General features: G+C 38.7%; 20 protein-coding genes, 1 other RNA gene and 1 other annotated feature. All 21 genes read left to right on the top strand.

Annotation, left to right across the window (positions count from 1 at the left end; all coding sequences use genetic code 11):
* Positions 1 to 61 precede the first annotated feature (61 nt).
* Positions 62 to 799: a class I SAM-dependent methyltransferase gene (locus tag RWP19_RS02380; RefSeq protein WP_314356325.1), complete on the top strand. Its 738-nt coding sequence runs from the start codon at positions 62 to 64 to the stop codon at positions 797 to 799.
* A gap of 5 nt (positions 800 to 804) precedes the next feature.
* Positions 805 to 1,908 (top strand): Nif3-like dinuclear metal center hexameric protein, encoded by a 1,104-nt coding sequence (locus RWP19_RS02375; RefSeq protein ID WP_314356324.1) that lies wholly within the window; start codon positions 805 to 807, stop codon positions 1,906 to 1,908.
* A gap of 50 nt (positions 1,909 to 1,958) precedes the next feature.
* Positions 1,959 to 2,309, top strand: an RNA gene (gene rnpB / locus RWP19_RS02370) — RNase P RNA component class A.
* Between the two features lie 57 nt (positions 2,310 to 2,366).
* Positions 2,367 to 2,696: a co-chaperone YbbN gene (locus RWP19_RS02365; RefSeq protein WP_295258125.1), complete on the top strand. Its 330-nt coding sequence runs from the start codon at positions 2,367 to 2,369 to the stop codon at positions 2,694 to 2,696.
* 220 nt (positions 2,697 to 2,916) lie between these two features.
* Positions 2,917 to 4,056: a hydrogenase small subunit gene (locus RWP19_RS02360; RefSeq protein WP_314356323.1), complete on the top strand. Its 1,140-nt coding sequence runs from the start codon at positions 2,917 to 2,919 to the stop codon at positions 4,054 to 4,056.
* Positions 4,056 to 5,957: a nickel-dependent hydrogenase large subunit gene (locus RWP19_RS02355; RefSeq protein WP_314356322.1), complete on the top strand. Its 1,902-nt coding sequence runs from the start codon at positions 4,056 to 4,058 to the stop codon at positions 5,955 to 5,957. Before RWP19_RS02360 ends, RWP19_RS02355 begins: the two co-directional genes overlap by 1 nt.
* Positions 5,958 to 5,971: 14 nt before the next feature.
* Positions 5,972 to 6,781, top strand: a complete 810-nt coding sequence (cybH, locus tag RWP19_RS02350) for a Ni/Fe-hydrogenase, b-type cytochrome subunit (RefSeq protein ID WP_314356321.1) — start codon at positions 5,972 to 5,974, stop codon at positions 6,779 to 6,781.
* Positions 6,774 to 7,352 (top strand): HyaD/HybD family hydrogenase maturation endopeptidase, encoded by a 579-nt coding sequence (locus RWP19_RS02345; RefSeq protein WP_314356320.1) that lies wholly within the window; start codon positions 6,774 to 6,776, stop codon positions 7,350 to 7,352. The genes cybH and RWP19_RS02345 overlap by 8 nt, the downstream gene beginning before the upstream one ends.
* A 47-nt stretch (positions 7,353 to 7,399) precedes the next feature.
* Positions 7,400 to 7,777, top strand: coding sequence for a hydrogenase expression/formation C-terminal domain-containing protein (locus tag RWP19_RS02340; protein ID WP_314356319.1), 378 nt, complete (start codon positions 7,400 to 7,402; stop codon positions 7,775 to 7,777).
* 523 nt (positions 7,778 to 8,300) lie between these two features.
* Positions 8,301 to 9,311, top strand: coding sequence for a glycosyltransferase family 2 protein (locus RWP19_RS02335; RefSeq protein WP_314356318.1), 1,011 nt, complete (start codon positions 8,301 to 8,303; stop codon positions 9,309 to 9,311).
* Between the two features lie 83 nt (positions 9,312 to 9,394).
* Positions 9,395 to 10,204, top strand: coding sequence for an NlpC/P60 family protein (locus RWP19_RS02330; RefSeq protein ID WP_314356317.1), 810 nt, complete (start codon positions 9,395 to 9,397; stop codon positions 10,202 to 10,204).
* A 216-nt stretch (positions 10,205 to 10,420) separates the two neighbouring features.
* Positions 10,421 to 13,036, top strand: coding sequence for an alanine--tRNA ligase (gene alaS / locus RWP19_RS02325; protein WP_314356316.1), 2,616 nt, complete (start codon positions 10,421 to 10,423; stop codon positions 13,034 to 13,036).
* A 155-nt stretch (positions 13,037 to 13,191) separates the two neighbouring features.
* Positions 13,192 to 13,452 carry an IreB family regulatory phosphoprotein gene (locus RWP19_RS02320; RefSeq protein ID WP_009351224.1) on the top strand — a complete coding sequence of 87 codons (261 nt, stop codon included), beginning with the start codon at positions 13,192 to 13,194 and terminating at the stop codon, positions 13,450 to 13,452.
* Positions 13,452 to 13,871 (top strand): Holliday junction resolvase RuvX, encoded by a 420-nt coding sequence (ruvX, locus tag RWP19_RS02315; RefSeq protein WP_295259792.1) that lies wholly within the window; start codon positions 13,452 to 13,454, stop codon positions 13,869 to 13,871. The genes RWP19_RS02320 and ruvX overlap by 1 nt, the downstream gene beginning before the upstream one ends.
* A gap of 26 nt (positions 13,872 to 13,897) precedes the next feature.
* The gene (locus RWP19_RS02310) at positions 13,898 to 14,194 is read left to right on the top strand and encodes a DUF1292 domain-containing protein (protein WP_295205018.1); all 297 of its coding nucleotides are present in this window, start codon (positions 13,898 to 13,900) and stop codon (positions 14,192 to 14,194) included.
* A gap of 170 nt (positions 14,195 to 14,364) precedes the next feature.
* Positions 14,365 to 15,777 carry an endolytic transglycosylase MltG gene (gene mltG / locus RWP19_RS02305; RefSeq protein ID WP_314356315.1) on the top strand — a complete coding sequence of 471 codons (1,413 nt, stop codon included), beginning with the start codon at positions 14,365 to 14,367 and terminating at the stop codon, positions 15,775 to 15,777.
* A gap of 23 nt (positions 15,778 to 15,800) precedes the next feature.
* Positions 15,801 to 16,409, top strand: coding sequence for an O-methyltransferase (locus RWP19_RS02300; protein ID WP_314356314.1), 609 nt, complete (start codon positions 15,801 to 15,803; stop codon positions 16,407 to 16,409).
* A complete protein-coding gene (locus RWP19_RS02295) occupies positions 16,409 to 17,650 on the top strand; it encodes a U32 family peptidase (RefSeq protein WP_314356312.1) in 1,242 nt (413 codons plus the stop codon). The genes RWP19_RS02300 and RWP19_RS02295 overlap by 1 nt, the downstream gene beginning before the upstream one ends.
* 96 nt (positions 17,651 to 17,746) lie before the next feature.
* Positions 17,747 to 18,022, top strand: a complete 276-nt coding sequence (locus RWP19_RS02290; RefSeq protein ID WP_314356310.1) for a DUF4911 domain-containing protein — start codon at positions 17,747 to 17,749, stop codon at positions 18,020 to 18,022.
* Positions 18,023 to 18,064: 42 nt separating this feature from the next.
* A complete protein-coding gene (locus RWP19_RS02285) occupies positions 18,065 to 19,054 on the top strand; it encodes a hypothetical protein (protein WP_314356309.1) in 990 nt (329 codons plus the stop codon).
* A gap of 172 nt (positions 19,055 to 19,226) precedes the next feature.
* Positions 19,227 to 19,459: a binding site (T-box leader), on the top strand.
* Between the two features lie 74 nt (positions 19,460 to 19,533).
* Positions 19,534 to 19,897 (top strand): TGS domain-containing protein (locus RWP19_RS02280; protein WP_314356308.1); only part of this gene is annotated, 364 nt, incomplete at its 3' end.

Genomic DNA, 19,897 nt, shown 5'->3' with positions numbered 1-19,897 from the left:
TTAAATACTTGTGTCTGTATCATTTAACTTATGGGTGTATTTAGAGATAAATAGAGGAATTATGGAACCTAGACCTATGATGGATCGCTTAGAAGCGGTGTTTTCAATAGTGCCTAAGGCACGTGCAATAGCTGATATAGGTACTGATCATGGATATTTAGCAGTAGAACTTATTAACCGTAATCGTGCTGAATTTGTTGTCGCTGGCGACGTACACAAAGGGCCTTTAGAATCTGCAAAAGAATATGTTCAATCTTGTGGATTAACTTCTAAAGTAGAGTGTCGATTAGGGGATGGTCTAAAAGTAACAGAAAAGGGCGAATTAAATGGTGCTATTTGTTGTGGTATGGGTGGATACCTCATGCGCGATATTGTAGACGCTGGTCCAGAGCCTTTAGAGTTCTACGTATTACAACCACAGAATGGACAAAAAGAGTTACGTCAATATATGGTGCAAAAGGGATATATTATTATTTTGGAAATCATCGTAGAAGATGCAGGAAAGCTATATACAGCATTTCTATGTGTCCGTAATGATTGTGTAGAAGTGTATACGGGGATGACTGCATACGTAGACGTTTATCAGTCTTTACCAGAGGATTCCTTATTATGGTCTGTAGGCGCACTTTTGGAACTGGAACGACCATCGCTTTGGTCAAAATATATTGAGTACTTAATATATCAACGACAATGTGCGCTAGATGGTATGACTGAGCAATTGAGCCATACAGATAAATATAAGGATTTAGAGCATGAAGTAGAATTTCTGCGCATACTTTTAGAAGATAAAAAGGAGTGAGTTTTATGACAACTGTTCAACAAGTTATTTACTTAATGGAACAATTGGCCCCTCGATCTTATGCTGAATCTTGGGATAATGTAGGACTTATGGTGGGGGATAGAAATGCTATTGTTACAGGTGTGTTAACTACATTAGATGTAACAGAGGAAGCCATTTCATATGCTATTAAACATGACTGTAATTTAATTATTAGTCATCACCCGTTGATCTTTAAAGGTTTAAAACAATTATCTTGTGATACGGTACAAGGTAGAATGATTAATTATTTAATTCAACATAATATTGCCGTATATAGTGCACATACAAATCTTGATATTGCATCTGGTGGCTTAAATGATATGTTGGCAGAACGATTAGGTCTTACAGATGTTAAGGGCTTTATCAAAACTGGGGAAGATGCACTGTTTAAGATAACTACCTTTGTACCTGAAAATGCTGCTGATGCAGTTCGACTTGCAATGGGGAAGTCTGGAGCAGGACGAATTGGTAACTATGAATATTGTAGTTTTAGTGCTCATGGCGAAGGGCGCTTCATAGGAAATACGGACTCTCATCCTGTAATTGGTGAAGCGGGATCTATGATAGTAGCACCAGAAGTACAAATCAATGCATTAGTAGATGGCACACATTTACAAGGCGTGATTGAAGCGATGAAAGATGCACATCCTTATGAAGAAGTCGCTTATGAGGTATTATCTTTGCTAGAACCTAAAGGAGCTACTCAATATTTAGGTCGTATTGGTCGATTGCCAAATGCGTTAAATTTAGATACATTCCGCGAATGGGTACAGGAAGCATTACCAGAGGCTAATATTCGTTTTGCTGGGGTAGCGCCTCAAGAAATACAATCTATAGCACTATGTTCTGGTGCCGGTGCTGAATTTATTAAGGATGCAGCTCGCTTGCGTGTAGACGCATATGTTACAGGCGATGTGAAATATCATGATGCACAATTAGCTAAAGAGCTTGGATTGCTTGTAGTTGATGCAGGACATTTTGGCACAGAATCTATTGTTGCTAGCGGTTTACGTGACTATTTACTTAGTAAAGATATATCTGTTCCTGTGAAAGCTTTTATAGAACAAAATGATTTCTTTTTCTTATAATGTTGTATTTTCTTGCAACAAGTAGGTTAGCTATGATAAACTGAATTGAAGCAAGTATGAAAGACGATTGCGAGTCTATAGGACTCGAGGAAAGTCCGAGCTCCATAGGGCAGGATGCCAGATAACGTCTGGCGAGGGTAACCTTAGGGAAAGTGCCATAGAAAAGGAAACCGCCACGTCAGTGGTAAGGGTGGAAAGGTGAGGTAAGAGCTCACCAGCAGTTTGGTAACAGGCTGGCTCGGTAAACCCCATCTGGAGCAAGACCGAATAGGGAAGGGTTAAGGGTGGTCCCGCCTACCTTCCGGGTTGTGTCGCTCGAGCGTGCAGGTGACTGTACGCCTAGAAAGATAATCGTCACCGTGCAAGCGGAACAGAACTCGGCTTATTGATTGCTTGCTTCCATATGCAGGAAATAATTTATAGTATATAAGATTGTAGATCTTTGTTAGGAGAACTTCATGGCAATTACAGCGATTACTAGTGTACAAGAATTTGATGAAAAAGTACTTGGCTCTAAAGGTTTAGCTATTGTTGATTTCTGGGCTGCCTGGTGCGAACCTTGCACTGTTATGCGTCCGGAAGTAGAAGCAGTAGCAGAACGTTTGAAGGGACAAGTAGAGTTCTTTAGTGTTGATGCAGAAGATAAAAATCTTCGTGGTATTTTGTTGAAAGAAGATATAGATGGTATTCCATCCATGGTATTTTTCCGTAATGGCAAAATGCTAGATTCCCTTGTAGGGTATAAGAAAGCTGATGTGCTTGAGTCCCTTATCAAGGAAGTTATTTAATTTAGTTATAACTGGAAAATATTACAATATCATATAATACAAGACTGTATACAAGTTGAATAAATTTTCTTGTATACAGTTTTTTTATTTAAATTCTATAGTTTTAACATTTATTAAGTGATATAATAAAGTTGTAAAAATAAGATTGTTATTATAATAGTTGTAGTTCATTAAGTAATATGATATATTGCGCAAAGTTGTTGTAAGGAGGCTATATTCCGTGAAGAATCGTATAAACAGTTTATGGACACTCTTCCAAGAGCGCCGTTTGAGTCGACGCACATTTATGAAATCCTGTGTAGCACTCACCGCTATTCTCGGTTTGCCACCAACGATGTTAGATACCGTTGTTAAGGCAGCTGAGACAACTGAATTGCCTACAGTAATTTGGTTACATGGTCATGAATGTACTGGTTGTAGTGAATCATTCATTCGTTCATCTTCTCCGTTTACATCCGATGTAATTTTGAACATGATTTCCCTTGAATATGATGATACTTTGGCGGCTGCATCTGGTGCACCGTTAGAAGAACATTTAGAGAAAATCATTAAAGAAAAAGCAGGCAAATATATTTTGGCTGTTGAAGGTGGCGTACCACTTGATGAAGATGGTGTTTACTGTACAGTAGGTGGACGTACATTTAAAGAGTCCTTAATAGAAGCGGCTAAAGGTGCTGCAGCAATCATTGAATATGGTTCTTGCGCATCTTGGGGTGGTATTCAAGCGGCTAAACCAAATCCAACAAATACAGTATCTGTATCCTCTGTTGTATCTGGTAAGCCTATTATCAAAGTTCCTGGATGTCCTCCAATTCCAGAGGTTATGACTGGTGTAATTATGCATTATGCATTATTCGGCCAAATCCCACCTCTTGATTCTCAAGGTCGTCCTAAACAATTTTATGGCAATCGTATTCACGATACATGCTATCGTCGTGCCTTCTTTGACTCTGGTCTCTTCGTTGAAAAATTTGACGATGATGCATCCAAATCTGGTTGGTGCTTGTACAAAGTAGGTTGTCGTGGACCTCAAACATATAATTCTTGTGGTAACTTGCGTTGGTGGAATGGGTTATCCTACCCAATTCAATCCGGTCACGGCTGTATTGGCTGCTCTGAAAAGGGCTTCTGGGATAATGACGTATTCTATAAACGTTTACCAGATATTCCATTGGCTAAAACCATCACAACTGCTGATACAATCGGTACCGTAGCTGCTGTTGGTGCCACTGCAGCTGTTATTGTTCATGGTGCTGCAACTCTTACGCGCAATAAAATTCTTGATATGAAAGAAGAAAAACGCTTAAAAGAACAAGGCTTATGGGATGAAAAGAAACATAATAATGGAGGAGGTCACTAATGAAACGCGTAGTAGTAGATCCGATTTCCCGTATTGAAGGTCATTTACGGGTAGAAATAAAAGTTGATGAAGCCAGTGGTAAAGTAGAGGACGCATTGTCTTCTGGTACAGCTTGGCGAGGTATCGAACTTGTTGCTAAAGATCGCGATCCTCGTGACCTTTGGGCATTTGTACAACGTATTTGTGGCGTATGTACTACAACACATGCGTTGGCAGCGTTGCGTGCTGTAGAGGATGCACTTGGTATTACTATTCCTAAAAATGCAAACTATATTCGTAATATCATGCATAGCTCGTTAGATGTACATGACCATATCGTACATTTCTATCACTTACATGCGCTTGACTGGGTTAGCCCAGTAGCAGCTCTTAGTGCAGATCCAGCTAAAACTGCACAATTACAAAATGATGTATTAGCTACTTATAATGTAAGTGGTTTGGCGCCAGCTGAAACTGCATCTAAAGACTCTGCATATCCTAAAGAGTTTCCTAAAGCGACTGCTGCATATTTCACAGCTGTACAACAAAAGGTTAAGAAAATTGTAGAGTCCGGCCAATTAGGTATTTTCTCCGCTCAATGGTGGGATCATCCTGATTACAATTTGTTGCCACCAGAGGTTCATTTAATGGCCGTATCCCATTACTTGAATATTCTTGATCGTCAACGTGATATCGTAATTCCTCACGTTGTATTTGGTGGTAAAAACCCTCATCCACATTATATTGTAGGTGGTATGCCATGCTCCATTTCTATGAATGATATGAATGCACCTATCAATACACAACGTCTTGCTGCGGTAGAACAATCTATTGCATTGGCTAAGGATTTGGTAAGTAACTTCTACTTGCCTGATTTACTTGCAATTGGAAAAATCTATGTTGAAAAAGGCATGATTGATGGCGGTGGCCTTGCGAAAAAACGTGTAATGTCTTATGGTGATTATCCAGACGATACGTATACTGGTATTTCTAATGGTGATTACCATAAAAAATGTATCGTTCGATCCAATGGCGTTGTAGAAAACTTTGCTTTAGGTGTTGATAAGGCTACATTCATTCCTCTAGAAGGTAAAGATTTCATGGATCCACAATACCTCAGTGAAGAAGTTGACCATTCTTGGTTTACATATCCAAATGGTACTAACACTCTTCATCCACTTGAAGGTGTAACAGATCCTAAGTTTACAGGTCCTAAATCTGGGACAAAAGAAAAATGGGAATTCCTTGATGAAGATAAAAAATATTCTTGGATTAAATCCCCAACATTCAAAGGTAAAACTGCTGAAGTGGGTCCATTAGCTAAATATATCGTTGTATATACAAAAGTTAAACAAGGTATTATTAAAGATCCAACTTGGGCAGAGTCTATGATTGTTCGCCAAATCGATACAGTATCTCAAGTACTTGGGGTGCCTGCTCACGTATGGATGACAACTATGGTTGGTCGTACAGCTTGTCGTGGTCTTGATGCACAAGTTGCGTCTAACATCAGCCAATATTACTTCAATAAACTTGTAGAAAACATTAAAAATGGTGATACTACAGTAGCGGATATGACCAAATTCGAGCCAAATACATGGGATAAAGACGCAAAAGGTGTTGGCCTTGTAGATGCGCCTCGAGGTGGTTTGGGCCACTGGATTCATATTAAAGATGGTCGTTCTGCAAACTACCAATGTATCGTCCCATCTACATGGAACGCATGTCCTAAAACTGCAGCAAATGAACATGGTGCCTATGAAGACTCCATGATTGATACACATGTAAAAATTGCGGATAAACCACTTGAAATCTTGAAGGTAATTCATTCCTTTGACCCATGTCTCGCATGTGCAACCCATTTATACAATAAAAAAGGCGAAAAAATTGTTTCCGTCAATACAGATGCATTGTGTAAATAAAGGGTGGTGGACTTATGTTAATACATACTGACAAAAAGGCGTATGTTGTATTTAGCTTATGGCTACGCATATTCCACTGGACTATGGTGCTTAGTGTAACAGCTTTATTCTGGACTGGTTTATATATTGGTGACCCAGGATTTGCGGCTATCACAGGTAATCCAGAGCCAACCTTTGCTATTGATGGCTGGTTCTCTATGGAAACTATGCGTCGTATCCATTTCATTGCAGGGGTTATCTTAACATGCTCCTTTATTTTCCGATTTGCAGGAGCTCTTTGGAATCGAGGAGATCGATTATTACCTAAATTCCGCCAAAAACGGTATTGGTATGGTCTTAAAGAAACGACATTGCACTATTTGATGATTCCACAAAAACACGAACATCACTGGCTTCGTAATTCTTTAGCAAGAACGGCGTACATGATGGTGTACGTAATGTTCTTCTTTGAAATCTTAACAGGTTTTGCAATGTATTCTATGGTGGATCCTAATGGTATTCTGGGAACCCTATTCGCACCAGTTGTTACATTATTTGGTGGTGAATATAAGGTTCACATTATTCATCACTATATTGCGTGGGGATTCTTGTTCTTTACTATCATTCACGTGTATATGGCATTCCGAGAAGACGTTATGGAGGAATCCGGCGAAGTATCTGCTATGGTTTCCGGCATGAAGTATTATGCGCATGATCCAATCGATATTGAAGATCTAAACGGTAAACGCCGTCGTGGTGAACGTATCGATAAACCGTCTGGTACGACATATCGTCCAAGTGATCCTAACGATCCTAGAGAAAGAGAATTACAAGATAATGACTAATACAAGTACTGATATCATCAGTGGCTTGGAACAATACGCGGGCTCTGAGGGTCCGCGTATTGATTTAAATAGCCTTTATGATGATGGTAATAATGAAATCGTTCTACTTGGTGTAGGTAATATATTACTTACTGATGAGGGTTTAGGGGTTCATGTAGTAAAAGATTTGAAAGAATCTTTCACATTTACACCTACAATTTCTATTATTGATGGTGGCACTATGGGAATGGAACTGCTTACATATATGCGTGGTATGAAGAAGATTCTTCTTGTAGATGCTATTAATGGTGGGGAAGCTCCAGGGACTATATATGAGTTTCCTCATAAGGAGTTAGAACAATATTTCACTGAACATATTTCTGTACATGAAGTAGGAATGCAAGATATTTTGCGTATCCGTGCCATTCAAGAGGATCCGTTAGAGGACGCGGTAGTTATTGGTGTGGAACCAGAATCCTTAGAAATTGGTTTTGAACCTAGTGCAGCTGTACAACGAGCACTACCAGAGGTAAAAGCGCGTGTACTCAATGTTCTACGCGAATGGGGCGTAATTGCAGAACCTAATACTTAAATTGATGAGTTTATAACATGTAAAAATTATCTCTAATAGGAGTATTTATGATTGAAAATTATGGTAATGTTCGGGCTGTTTTAAATGAGCTGCGTTTAGCCTTAAAAAATTTGCGTGAAACGGGTGAGACGTATTCTATTTATATAGAAAAAACAGGTCTTGCAGAAGAAGAACAAGTGGAAGTATTAGAAACACTTGGTCGTGGTCATATTACAATTAACTTCGATGAAACAGATCAACCTGTAGAGTGGTATGAATCTCAATTTTCTGGAATTTGGATTGGCACCTTTAAAAATGGTCGAGATGATTCAATTTTGCATACTGTAGAGGTTGCTAAGTATCCAGTCGTAGCTGGTGCGTATGAAGAGGATATGGTTCTGGCAGAGGAAGACTTACAATCTTGGATTGATGCTGCAGGCTTATGATAGAAAGAGACCCTTGAGAGGGTCTCTTTCTTCTCTTCGGGTAATAATGGATAAGTGATGCTAATTTATTAATAGTATATTAATATTATTTTGTATATTAGTAATGCTTTATGCATAAAAATGGTATATATAGTTACTATGCGTCTTGCAAAAGGTATTAAATAACTACATTTTTTATGAATATAAAATGAAGTCGATTGACTTTCTTAGATTTTATATAGAAAATTTATTTAATATTTTTGTTAATTAGATAAAAGATAAGTATTTAATACCATTTATATGATGTTTTATATATCAATTTAAATTATATAATAGTGTATTAAGTAGTGTTTAAGATATATAAATGTGTTATTCATTTGTTATTCTTATATATAAGCTATATGAAGAGAAAACTCTATAGAGTTCTAAAAAGTCTGATATTTACTGGATTTATAGATATAATTTTGTTTATTGTTAACCTTGACGATTTGCCTTAATTTACTAATTAACATAAAATATGTGAGTAAAATACTTTGGAGGATTTATGTTACTTTCTATTGTAGTGCCTGTATATAACGAAGAAGAAAACATAGCGATTTTTTATAAAGCTGTAACTGATGTTATGTCAGGACTCACGTACGATTATGAATTAATCTTTGTGGATGACGGTTCTAGCGATTCGTCATCTATGATATTGCGTGAAATTGCTTACAATGATAAACATGTCAAAGTGTTATTGCTTGCTCGTAATTTTGGGCATCAGATTGCACTTACGTGTGGACTTGATTATGCTCATGGAGATGCAGTTATTACAATGGACGGTGACATGCAGCATCCACCGGCTTTGATTCCTGAGCTCGTTAGGTTATGGGAATCGGGCTATGATGTGGTGCGCACCATACGCGATTCAACTGAAGATGCTAGTTGGGCTAAATCCTTCACATCTAAGTATTATTACAAACTAATGAACAAAATGGCTGATGTTCCTATTGTTGAAGGTGGATCTGATTTCCGCCTCATGAATAGTAAAGCATTAGGTACATTGAAACGGTTCAGAGAACATGGTCGTTTCTTGCGCGGTATTGTCGGTGCCTTAGGATATAGACAAGCTGAGTTGCACTTTGTAGCGCCACCTCGTTTTGCAGGGGTTTCAAAGTTTAGTGTTCGTAAAATGATTCGATTTGCTCTCGATGGGGTAACTGCCTTTTCTAGAGTTCCTTTACGGGCTGCTTTGTACGTTGGTGTACTATGTGGTGGGTTAAGCTTCTTGCTTATATTGCACCTCTTGTATGTATATCTTACGGGACAAGCATTAAATGGATGGACTACCTTGGGCGTATCAATTTTGTTTATTGGTGGGATTCAACTCGTCGGACTGGGAATTATTGGCGAGTATGTAGGTCGTATTTTTGAAGAGGTGAAGCAACGGCCTTTGTATTGGGTTAAGTCAGCTATAAACTTTGATGAGCATGAAGAGGCTCCATTACTTGGACCTAGTAGTGCAGATGTGTTTATGGCATCTGAGACTTATACTAACAAAAGCAAAGAAGACTAGCTGTATTTGTGAATGCAAATAAATAGACGGTTAGTATATTTTGAATAAATAACTTACTTTAAAGTTTTTTGGAAAGGAAGCATATGAAGTCAAAATATAGTAAGGTTAAAATAACGGCATTAACATTAACTTTTGTGTGTGCCACAACAGCCATAGCAGGTGCAACAACATTACAATATGGTGATAAGGGCAAAAGTGTTACAGCGGTTCAACAACAACTAATTAAACACGGTTATAATGCTACAGATAAAAATGGTGTATATGGTAAAGAAACGAAATGGGCAGTTCGTCTGTTCCAACAAGATCGTGGTTTACCAGTGGACGGTATCGTAGGTCCTGCTACGTACAATGCATTGATGAGTGCTCCTCGTTCTACGAAGGCGGTATTGACTCAAAATGCGGCTACTAAAGCAGTGGCGACGAAATCTGCTTTCACAAATAATAATGCGACGTCTCGTCGTATTGCAGGTCAATCCATTACTGGCAAAAACATTAAACTAAATAATATTACGAAAAATGAAACTCCAAGCAGTATCCACGCTATCTTGGCTGAAGCGGATAAATACCGCGGCGTACCATATGTATTTGGTGGTACTACTCCAAGTGGTTTCGATTGCTCAGGTTATGTTAAATATGTATTTGCGAAACAAGGTATATCTCTACCACGTTTAGCAGATGAACAATATAACGTAGGTGTTGAAGTTTCTCGTGCAAATTTAAAAGCAGGGGATTTGGTGTTCTTTGAAACATATGAACCAGGTCCATCTCACTCTGGTATTTATATTGGTGATGGCAAGTTCATCAGCGCCACTTCCAGTCGTGGTGTTGCAGTAGCAGATCTTGATACTGGCTATTGGGGTGAACGCTACATCGGCGCAAAACGCGTTGTATAAGCTAATATATACTAGCTTTAAAAGAGGCTATACGAATCAATTATGTTCTGTTGATTTGTATAACCTCTTTTTCTCATTTATAGAAATATCGAATTTTATCCTTTTGTTTACTATTGTGAAAGTCGGTAAATTCCGCATAATCTCAATGTATTTGATAGATTTTATGTCGTTTTTACGATATAATGAAGAGTAAATAATTTTAGGAGGAATATACACATGAAGGGTAATGAACTGCGTCAAGCATACTTGCAGTTTTTTGAAAGCAAAGGACATTTAAAATTAGATAGTTTTTCTCTTATACCAGAAAACGATCCATCTTTATTATTGATTGGGGCAGGTATGGCGCCGTTGAAGCCTTTCTTTACAGGTAAATTGGTACCTCCTTGTCATCGTATTACAACAAGCCAAAAATGTATGCGTACTGGTGACCTTGAAAACGTAGGTCGTACAGCTCGTCACCATACATTCTTTGAAATGCTTGGTAACTTCTCCTTCGGTGATTACTTCAAAAAAGATGCGATTCACTGGGCGTGGGAATTCTTAACTGAAGTTATTAAACTCGACAAAAATAGATTATATGTCACTGTATATCCAGATGACCAAGAAGCTTATGATACATGGCATAATGACTGTGGCGTAGAAGAAAGTCATATTACACGCCTCGAAGATAACTTCTGGGAAATTGGTGAAGGCCCATGCGGTCCTGACAGTGAAATCTTCTTCGACCAAGGTCCTGAACATGGTTGTGATGATCCTAACTGTGCACCAGGTTGTGACTGCGATCGCTATCTTGAAATCTGGAACTTGGTATTTACTCAATTCAATAAAATGCCTGATGGCTCTTACGAACCATTACAACATAAAAACATCGATACAGGCGCTGGTCTTGAACGATTGGCCTCTGTATTGCAAGGTTGCAAAACAAACTTTGAAACAGATTTGATTTTCCCTATTATTGAAGCTACTGCAAAACGCGCAGGTGTTACATATAACGAAGATCCAAATACAGATGTTTCTTTAAAGGTTATTGCTGACCACGCTCGTGCTGTTACTGCATTGATCTCTGATGGCGTATTGCCATCCAACGAAGGTCGCGGTTATGTATTACGTCGTATTTTACGTCGTGCTGTACGTCATGGTCGTTTGCTTGGTATTGAAGGTGTCTTCTTAACACCACTTATTGATGTAGTAGTAGACATTCTTGGCCCTGGTATTAAATCTATTGCTGAGAAACAAGACTTCGTTAAACGTGTTGTTCAAAATGAAGAAGAACGCTTTAACCAAACATTGGAACAAGGTCTTGAATTATTGAACTCCTTGATCGATACACTTGCTGCTGAAAAGGCAACGGTAGTTCCTGGTACCGAAGTATTTAAACTATATGATACATATGGATTCCCTTGGGAATTAACAGAAGAAATTGCTTCTGAACGTGGCTTTACAATCGACCACGAAGGCTTTGAAGCTGCTATGAAGGAACAACGTGAACGCGCTCGTGAAGCTCGCGTAAAAGAAGATGCAAAGGTAGCGACACCAGACATTACATTCTTGAAAGACGAAGAGCTTCTTGAAGATGAAGCTGTAACTACTTCTTCCGTATTGATGCTTGGTAAAGGTTCCGAACGCTTACAAACAGCTGCTGATGGTGATGAAATTACTGTTATCGTACGCACAACTCCATTCCATGCTGAAGGGGGCGGTCAATTAGGCGATACAGGTTTTATTGTTGGCCCAATGGGTAAGGTTGAGGTACATAATACAAAACGTTTACCTGAGGGCACTGTATACCATATCGGTACTGTTGTGGAAGGTTCCATTTCTGAAGGCGATGATGTAACGCTTGAAGTAGATACAAATCGCCGTGCTGCTATGGCTCGTAACCATACAGCTACACATTTGTTACATGCAGCATTGAAAAAGGTTCTAGGCGAGCATGTTAACCAAGCAGGTTCCTTAGTAACTCCAGATTACTTGCGTTTCGATTTCACTCACTTCTCTCCTGTAACACAAGGGGAACTTGATCAAATCGAATCTCTTGTAAATGAAGAGATTTTAAAAGCTACAGATTTAGCTATTGCTGAAATGTCTATGGACGAAGCAAAAGCTAAAGGTGCGATGGCACTCTTTGGTGATAAATATGGCGATGTAGTTCGCGTTGTAGAGGTTCCTGGCTTCTCTGTTGAATTGTGTGGTGGTTCTCATGTAGGCAACACTGCTTTTATTAGTTCCTTCCGCTTAACATCTGAAGCGGGCATCGGTTCTGGTGTACGTCGTATTGAAGCAATCACAGGTCGTGCAGCTCTAGATGCAGCAAAACATGATCGTTTGACTATTGAACGCATGGCAGGCGAACTTAAAACTAAAGCATCTCAAGTAGAAGAACGCTTACATCAAGTATTGGCAGATGCGAAAGAAACTGCAAAAGAATTGGAACAAATTCGTAAAGAGGTTTCTGCAGCAGGTGCGGCTGATATCATTGCTGGTAAAGTTATGATTGGCGATGTAGCATTTGTAGCGGCTTCTGTAAAAGCTTCTTCAATTGATGAATTACGTGATCTAGCTGATATGGGCCTTGATAAATTGGACGGTTCTGGTGTAGTTCTTGTTGGCGCTGCTATGGGTGATGACAAAGTTAACTTTGTATGTAAAGTTTCCAAAGATGTAGTGACTAAAGGTGCTAAAGCCGGTAATATCGTAAAAGCTGCAGCGCAAGTAGCTGGTGGTAATGGCGGTGGACGTCCAGATATGGCACAAGCAGGTGGTAAAGAACCAGCTAAATTGATGGAAGCATTAAAAGCTGGTGGTGAAGCCTTAACATCTATGTTACAATAGGCATATAATTTTATAATTATACTTGTATCTGTTATAGAAAATTTTCATAATACATAAAAAGTTACTGACGATGTGGTTTTAATTCAAGTATAATGGTAGGAAAGGTTTCACTTTTACAAGTGGAACTTGCCAATATAATTAAAAGGAGGGATACGATGAAGGTTTCTGATGAAACTATGTTATTCCGTAAAGTAGACGATGAACCGATGACAGCTGAAGAGGTTCTCACTCGCGTTTATCAATCTATTCAAGAAAAAGGTTACAATCCAATCAATCAAATCTTAGGCTATCTAATCTCTGGGGATCCTGCGTACATTACAAGCTATAATAATGCACGCTCTGATATCCGCCGTTTAGAACGAGATGACTTGATTGAGGAATTGTTGAAAGAATACGCAAAGGCAAAACAACTATAATGAGAATTATGTCATTAGATGTGGGCAGCCGTACTATCGGTATTGCCTGTAGTGATGCACTGCTCATGACAGCACAAGGTATTGAAACCATTCGTAGAACATCTCTTGAAAAAGACTTTAACCGTTTACAAGAACTCATTACTGAGTATGAAGTACATGAACTTGTAGTAGGTATGCCAAAAAATATGAATGGTACAAAAGGCGAACGGGCTGAAAAGACTGAAGAATTTGTTGAAAAGATGAAGGAAGTCATTGATTTACCTGTTACATATTGGGATGAGCGGTTATCTACCGTTATGGCTGAACGCCAACTCATTGCAGCTGACGTGAGTCGTAAAAAACGTAAGTCCGTTATTGATAAAATGGCAGCGGTTGTAATTTTGCAAGGATATTTAGATCGCTTGCAGATTAATAAATAAGTATTTTTTCTTAAGGAGGGTTTCCGATGGTTGACCAAAATTTTGAAGGCGAAGTATATTACTTGGAATTCGAAGATGAAAATGGTAACAAACAGTACTTCACAGAGGACATTATTTTAAGTCATGAAGGCCAAGAATATGCTGTTCTTGTACATGTACAAGATGAAGAGGCTGACCATGAAGGTCAAGATGATACATACATGATTTTGGCTCGCATCGAAACAAATGAAGAAGGCGTAGAAGAATACGTACCTTTAGATGAAGATGATGAAAACTTTGAAACTCTAGTAAAATTGTATGAAGAAATGGAAGATGGCGAGTAGTCCTATTCCTTGTAAAAATAGCGTGTTGTCTTTGGATAATACGCTATTTTTATTTGTTTTATTTTAAGCCGCCGATGATATGATAATATCCTTTTATATAGGGGAAACATAGACTTTATGGTATAATAAAGTGATAAATACTGTTATGTCATAGAAAGGAACTCAACATCGTGAGAAAAACCTTAAGATATATATTAATCGTTATTATTGTAGTCGTATTAATTATTGCAGGCGGTCTTGGTGCAATTTATCTAGTGCCAAATACATTTGCTCAAGATGATGGTACACAGGTACTTGTTATTGAAAAGGGGCAGACTGGCACTGAAATTGCAGATATGCTTTATGAACGAGGCCTTATTCGTTCTACGCAAGGCTTTAAGCTTTGGTTATATTTGAGTGGTACAAATGATAAACTTCAAACTGGTCATTACCAAATTCCTAATAAGGTAACGGTTCGTGAGCTGATCACTTTATTACAAGAAGGTCATGTAGAATCTATTCGTGTTACGATTCCTGAGGGGTATACAGTTGGTGATATTGCCATCGTTTTAGAAAAGAATCAAATTATGAAGGCAAAGGACTTCTTAGCAGAAGCAAAAACCTTTGTGCCATATCCATATATGAAAGGTACAAGACCTGCTACCTATCCTGTAGAAGGCTTCTTGTTCCCAAGTACTTATGAAATTCCAGTAGGTGCTACACCACGTGAAGTTATTCAAATGATGGCCGACGAAATGAATCGTTACCTTACACCAGCTGTGAAAAAACAAATTCAAGCGCAACACATGAGTATTCATGACTTTGTAACATTGGCATCCATTGTTGAACGTGAATCTTTATTTGATGCAGATCGTCCAACAATTGCAGGGGTATTTAAAAAACGTTTAGCTCATGGTATTCCATTACAATCTGATGCGACTATTTCCTATGTACTTGGTTATGCAAAGGAAGATGTAACGATTGGTGATACACAATTACAAAGCCCTTACAATACATATGTATCCAAAGGTTTGCCACCAGGACCGATTGCTAACCCTGGTAAAAAAGCGTTAGATGCAGTATTGCATTCTGAAGATACAGATTATTTATACTTTGTAGCAGATAAAGATGGACATAATCACTTCTCTAAAACATACGAAGAACATTTAGCGGCGGTTCATAAAATTTATGGAAATGATACAGCTACTTCCTCCAATACGGAGGCAGCAGTACAAGCTGGTCCTAACTATGACGTGGCTGTGGCAACGACAGAGCCTAACTACAACTACAGCTCTGAAGAGGCAGTGCAAGCAGATTCTCAATATGTTGATGTGGAACCTACGTACAAATATACACCTACAACAGTTCCAGCTGCTGAAATTCCAGCTCCAACACCGGCTCCACAAGCACCAGTTCAATCTGCACCAGCTACGCAATCATCTACTTCTACTTCTAATTCTTATGTACCTACTACAACACCTGCTCCAGAATCTATGCAAAATGTTGTACCAAGTACACAACAAACACCTCATATTGAAGTAAAGCCAGCTGAATCTGTTGATCGTTCTACGTTGGTAGTTCCTAGTGGTAATAGCAATAAATAATGTAGGAGATTGAATCTACTTTCATGACATTAAATGATATTTTAAATGAACAGCGTATTTACGCGATGATTAATGATGTACCGATTCTACGAGAATCTGAGGTTCATCTCTTTGAAGAACTAATAGGTTTGTACCGGCCCACCTCTGTGTTAGAGGTGGGCACCGCCATTGGTTACTCTGCTTTGTTGATGGCTCCGCTACTCGACGAAGAGGAGGGGCATATTACATCTATTGAACTAGATGATGTGCGTCACGAAATGGCGAAATATTATATTAACCAATCTGATTATGCCGATACAATTACATTGTTGAAAGGCGATGCATCTCAAGTCTTACCGGAACTCACTGGTGAATATGATCTAGTCTTTTTAGATGGTCCTAAAGGCCAATATCTTAAACAGTTAGAACTTATTTTGCCTCATGTGAAAGAAGGGGGCGTTATCCTGGCGGACAATGTACTCTTTAGAGGCTATGTAAGGGGCGATAAGGAGCCGCCAAAACGGTTCAAAACTATCGTCAAACGGTTAAAAGAATACTTAACGTATGTTGAAAATAAAGAATTGTTTAACACCACCATCTATCCAATGGGTGATGGCATGAGTGTGAGTGTGTGGAAAGGGCACAACAAATAATGGCAGAACATTTTATGGAATTGCTTTGTCCAGCCGGTAATATGGACAAGCTTAAAATGGCGATTCGCTACGGTGCGGATGCCGTATATTGTGCAGGCAAACGTTTTGGCTTGCGCGCAGGTAACTCTAATTTCTCCGATGAGGAATTAAAAGAAGCTGTAGAATTCGTACATGCTCATGGTAAAAAAATCCATGTAACATGTAATATCATTCCTCACAATGAGGACTTTGAAGGTTTAGAGGACTATTTGAAATTCCTTGAAAGTATCGGTGTTGATGCAATCATCGTAGCCGACATGGGTATCTTTAGCCTTGCTAAACGGGTGGCTCCAGGACTTGAGCTTCACGTAAGTACACAAGCATCTACAACAAACTGGCATACAGTGCAAATGTGGAAAGAACTGGGTGCTACACGTGTAGTAGCAGCTCGTGAAGTATCTTTGGCGGACCTTAAAGAAATGAAGGACAATGTAGATATCGAAATCGAATCTTTTGTACATGGTTCTATGTGTATTTCTTACTCTGGTCGTTGCCTATTATCTAATTATATGACGGGTAATCGCGATGCGAACCGCGGTCAATGTTCTCAATCTTGCCGTTGGAAATATTCCCTTGTTGAATCCAACCGACCTGGTGAATATTATCCAATTGAAGAAGATGAACATGGCACATATATCTTTAACTCTAAAGACTTGTGCTTGATTCACCGCATTCCTGATTTATATGAAGCTGGTATTGATAGCCTTAAAATCGAAGGACGTATGAAATCCGTTCACTATTGTGCAACAGTAGCAAAGGTATATCGTACAGCTATAGATACATACCTTAAAGAAGGTAAAGACTGGTATGTTCGTCCAGAATGGATTGCAGAATTAGAAAAGATTTCTCACCGTCCATATACTGATGGTTTTGCAGAAGGTCGTCCTGACGAAACAGCTCAAAACTATGGTAAATCTACTAATACACAAAGCCATGACTTCATCGGTTTAGTTATGGGCTATAACGAAGAAGAAAAATACGTTGATCTTGAACAACGTAATAACTTCAAGGTAGGCGATAAAGTGGAATTCTGCCAACCTAAAGGCGAACTCGTTAAGACTGTAATTGAAAAAATGACAGATGAAGATGGTAATCCAATTGACGTAGCACCACATGCGCAAATGAAAGTGCGTATCTACATGGATACACCACTTGAACCGTACTCCATGATGCGTCGTGAATGTAAGTCTAAAGAAGCTTAATAGTTAGTATATTAACGACAAACTTATCTAATAGATGCCTATACTAGCGGTAGGTAGTGAGTTTATATTTTATAGTAATGATGTGTAGGAGGTTATATGAGCAGTACACCTTTAGAACCGAGTAAATCTATTGGTGCATTTCACGATGTACCCGATTTAGAGACCTCTGGAGAAGAAGCGTATGTGTACTTTCATCTTGAACCTAAACATACGAATTATATCAATCGCATCATTGAAGGCTATGAATATTTAGGAGTTATGACCTCTATTGATGTAAATGGACGATGTATGTTACGGTGTACACCTTCAACACGGCCCTTGGCTATTGAATTATTAACTAGTTTATCGGACTATGTTACTATCGATGATTAAGATAATTAGAATTAGATCTAGTAGAGAAATGAGAGTATATCTATGAAACAATCTATTTTAAAACGTGCATTATTAACAGCTTGCCTTAGTGTATCTATGGCTGGCGTAGCTATGGCAGGCCCTGTAGGTCCTGTTGTTATTCCTCAAGCAGGGGATGTAGTAGTTATCAATCATGGCCCTGATATGACCTTCACAGGTAATATCAACTTTGATGTAGAAAGCCAAACTAATAGCAATCTACAAGTGGGATCCACTGTGATTCCTAATGTAGTGTATGGTGCAGCTTTCAATAAATCTGGTGCGCCAGATACAATCATTCCAGCTCAAACTTACGTATATGTAGGTACAAAAGATGGGGCAAATGCTTTCACAGAAGCTAGTGATGCAGATAAAAAAGGTGCTAACTGGAATGTAGAAACATTAAAGAAAACTAAATCTGGCGATGTACAATTGGCAAGTCGTGGTATTCCTGAAAAGCCATTGGCAAACCAAGTTGCTACAATTAAAGACTCTATTATGCTTAGCGCTGTAGACCTCAGTACAACAGAGGTAGGCCGCAATAGCAAGGGCGTTCTATACATGACTGTTCCTAAGGAATTGAAATTGACTGCTGACACAGGGATTCCTGAAGACGTGCGTGAAACAATGCCGGCTATGTTCCGTGGTAAAATGGGTGACTCTCTCATGGTGAACCTTATGCCTTTAAATGAAGAGGAGAAACAACAATTAGCGGCAAATCCACATAATGCAAATACAATCGTATTCAACCGTGGTATGAGCATGGCGAAGATGATCGGTTCCTCTGCACGTACAAGTAAAGTGTACACATATATGAAGGACCATTACTTGAATCTTGTTATCGTAGCAAAAGATTACGACGATAATGGTGCTCGAGGTAGCGGTGTTATGATGGTATCTAAACAAGATAACTCTAACGATGTACTTTTAACATTATACAAAGGCCCAGACCTTTCCAATAGCAAATTGGAAAAAGTAATTGGCGCTATGTTGTCTACAAACTTCAAACGCTAATAAATTTAATAAAATCTTAAAAGGTTAATAGATCTTACTAAACGGCTCGATTTATTCGGGCCGTTTGATTTTAGTTTTATGATGTAAGGGCGTTATGTTAAATGTATAGAATTTATGAAATTTAATATTTAACCGTATTGAATTTTTTAATTCCCTATGATACTATAATCTAGTAAAAGTTATGCAAAGGACATGATTCTCATATCCCTGTGTGCCAGAGAGAGGCTGATGCTGGAAATGCCTTACACATATATCAGAGTTACCCCCTTTAAACTGATTTGTCGAACCTAAGTAGGCAAATACGGCCGCCACCGTTATCGGGCTTAATGAAGTGAATTAACTATACATATATATTCGTATAGGTAGTTAACTAGGGTGGAACCGCGAATGATCTTCGTCCCTTGTTTTGTAGGGATAGAGGGTCTTTTTTTATTACAAAAATTCAGTCTATCCTAGATAATAAATTGGAGGAAATTAAAATGGCAGATGTAAAAATCATTTTACCTGATGGTAGTGCAAAGGAATACGCTGCTGGCACTACTCTTGGGGAAGCAGTAAAACAACTATCTAACAGCTTGGCTAAAAAAGTACTAGCTGCTAATGTAAATGGCGAATTAACAGACCTTCGCGAAGAATTAGTCGACGGTTCTGAAGTAGCGTTCTTAACATTCGAAGAAGATGGTGGTAAACATACATTGCGCCACACAGCTTCTCATATCTTGGCTCAAGCGGTAAAACGCTTATGGCCTGAAGCTAAATTGGCTATCGGTCCTGCTATCGATAAAGGGTTCTACTATGATATCGATATGGAACATACATTGACTCCTGAAGATTTGACTAAAA

The organism is uncultured Veillonella sp. (assembly GCF_963522475.1).
GTDB lineage: Bacteria > Bacillota > Negativicutes > Veillonellales > Veillonellaceae > Veillonella.
This window is presented reverse-complemented; position numbering and strand designations above follow the sequence as displayed.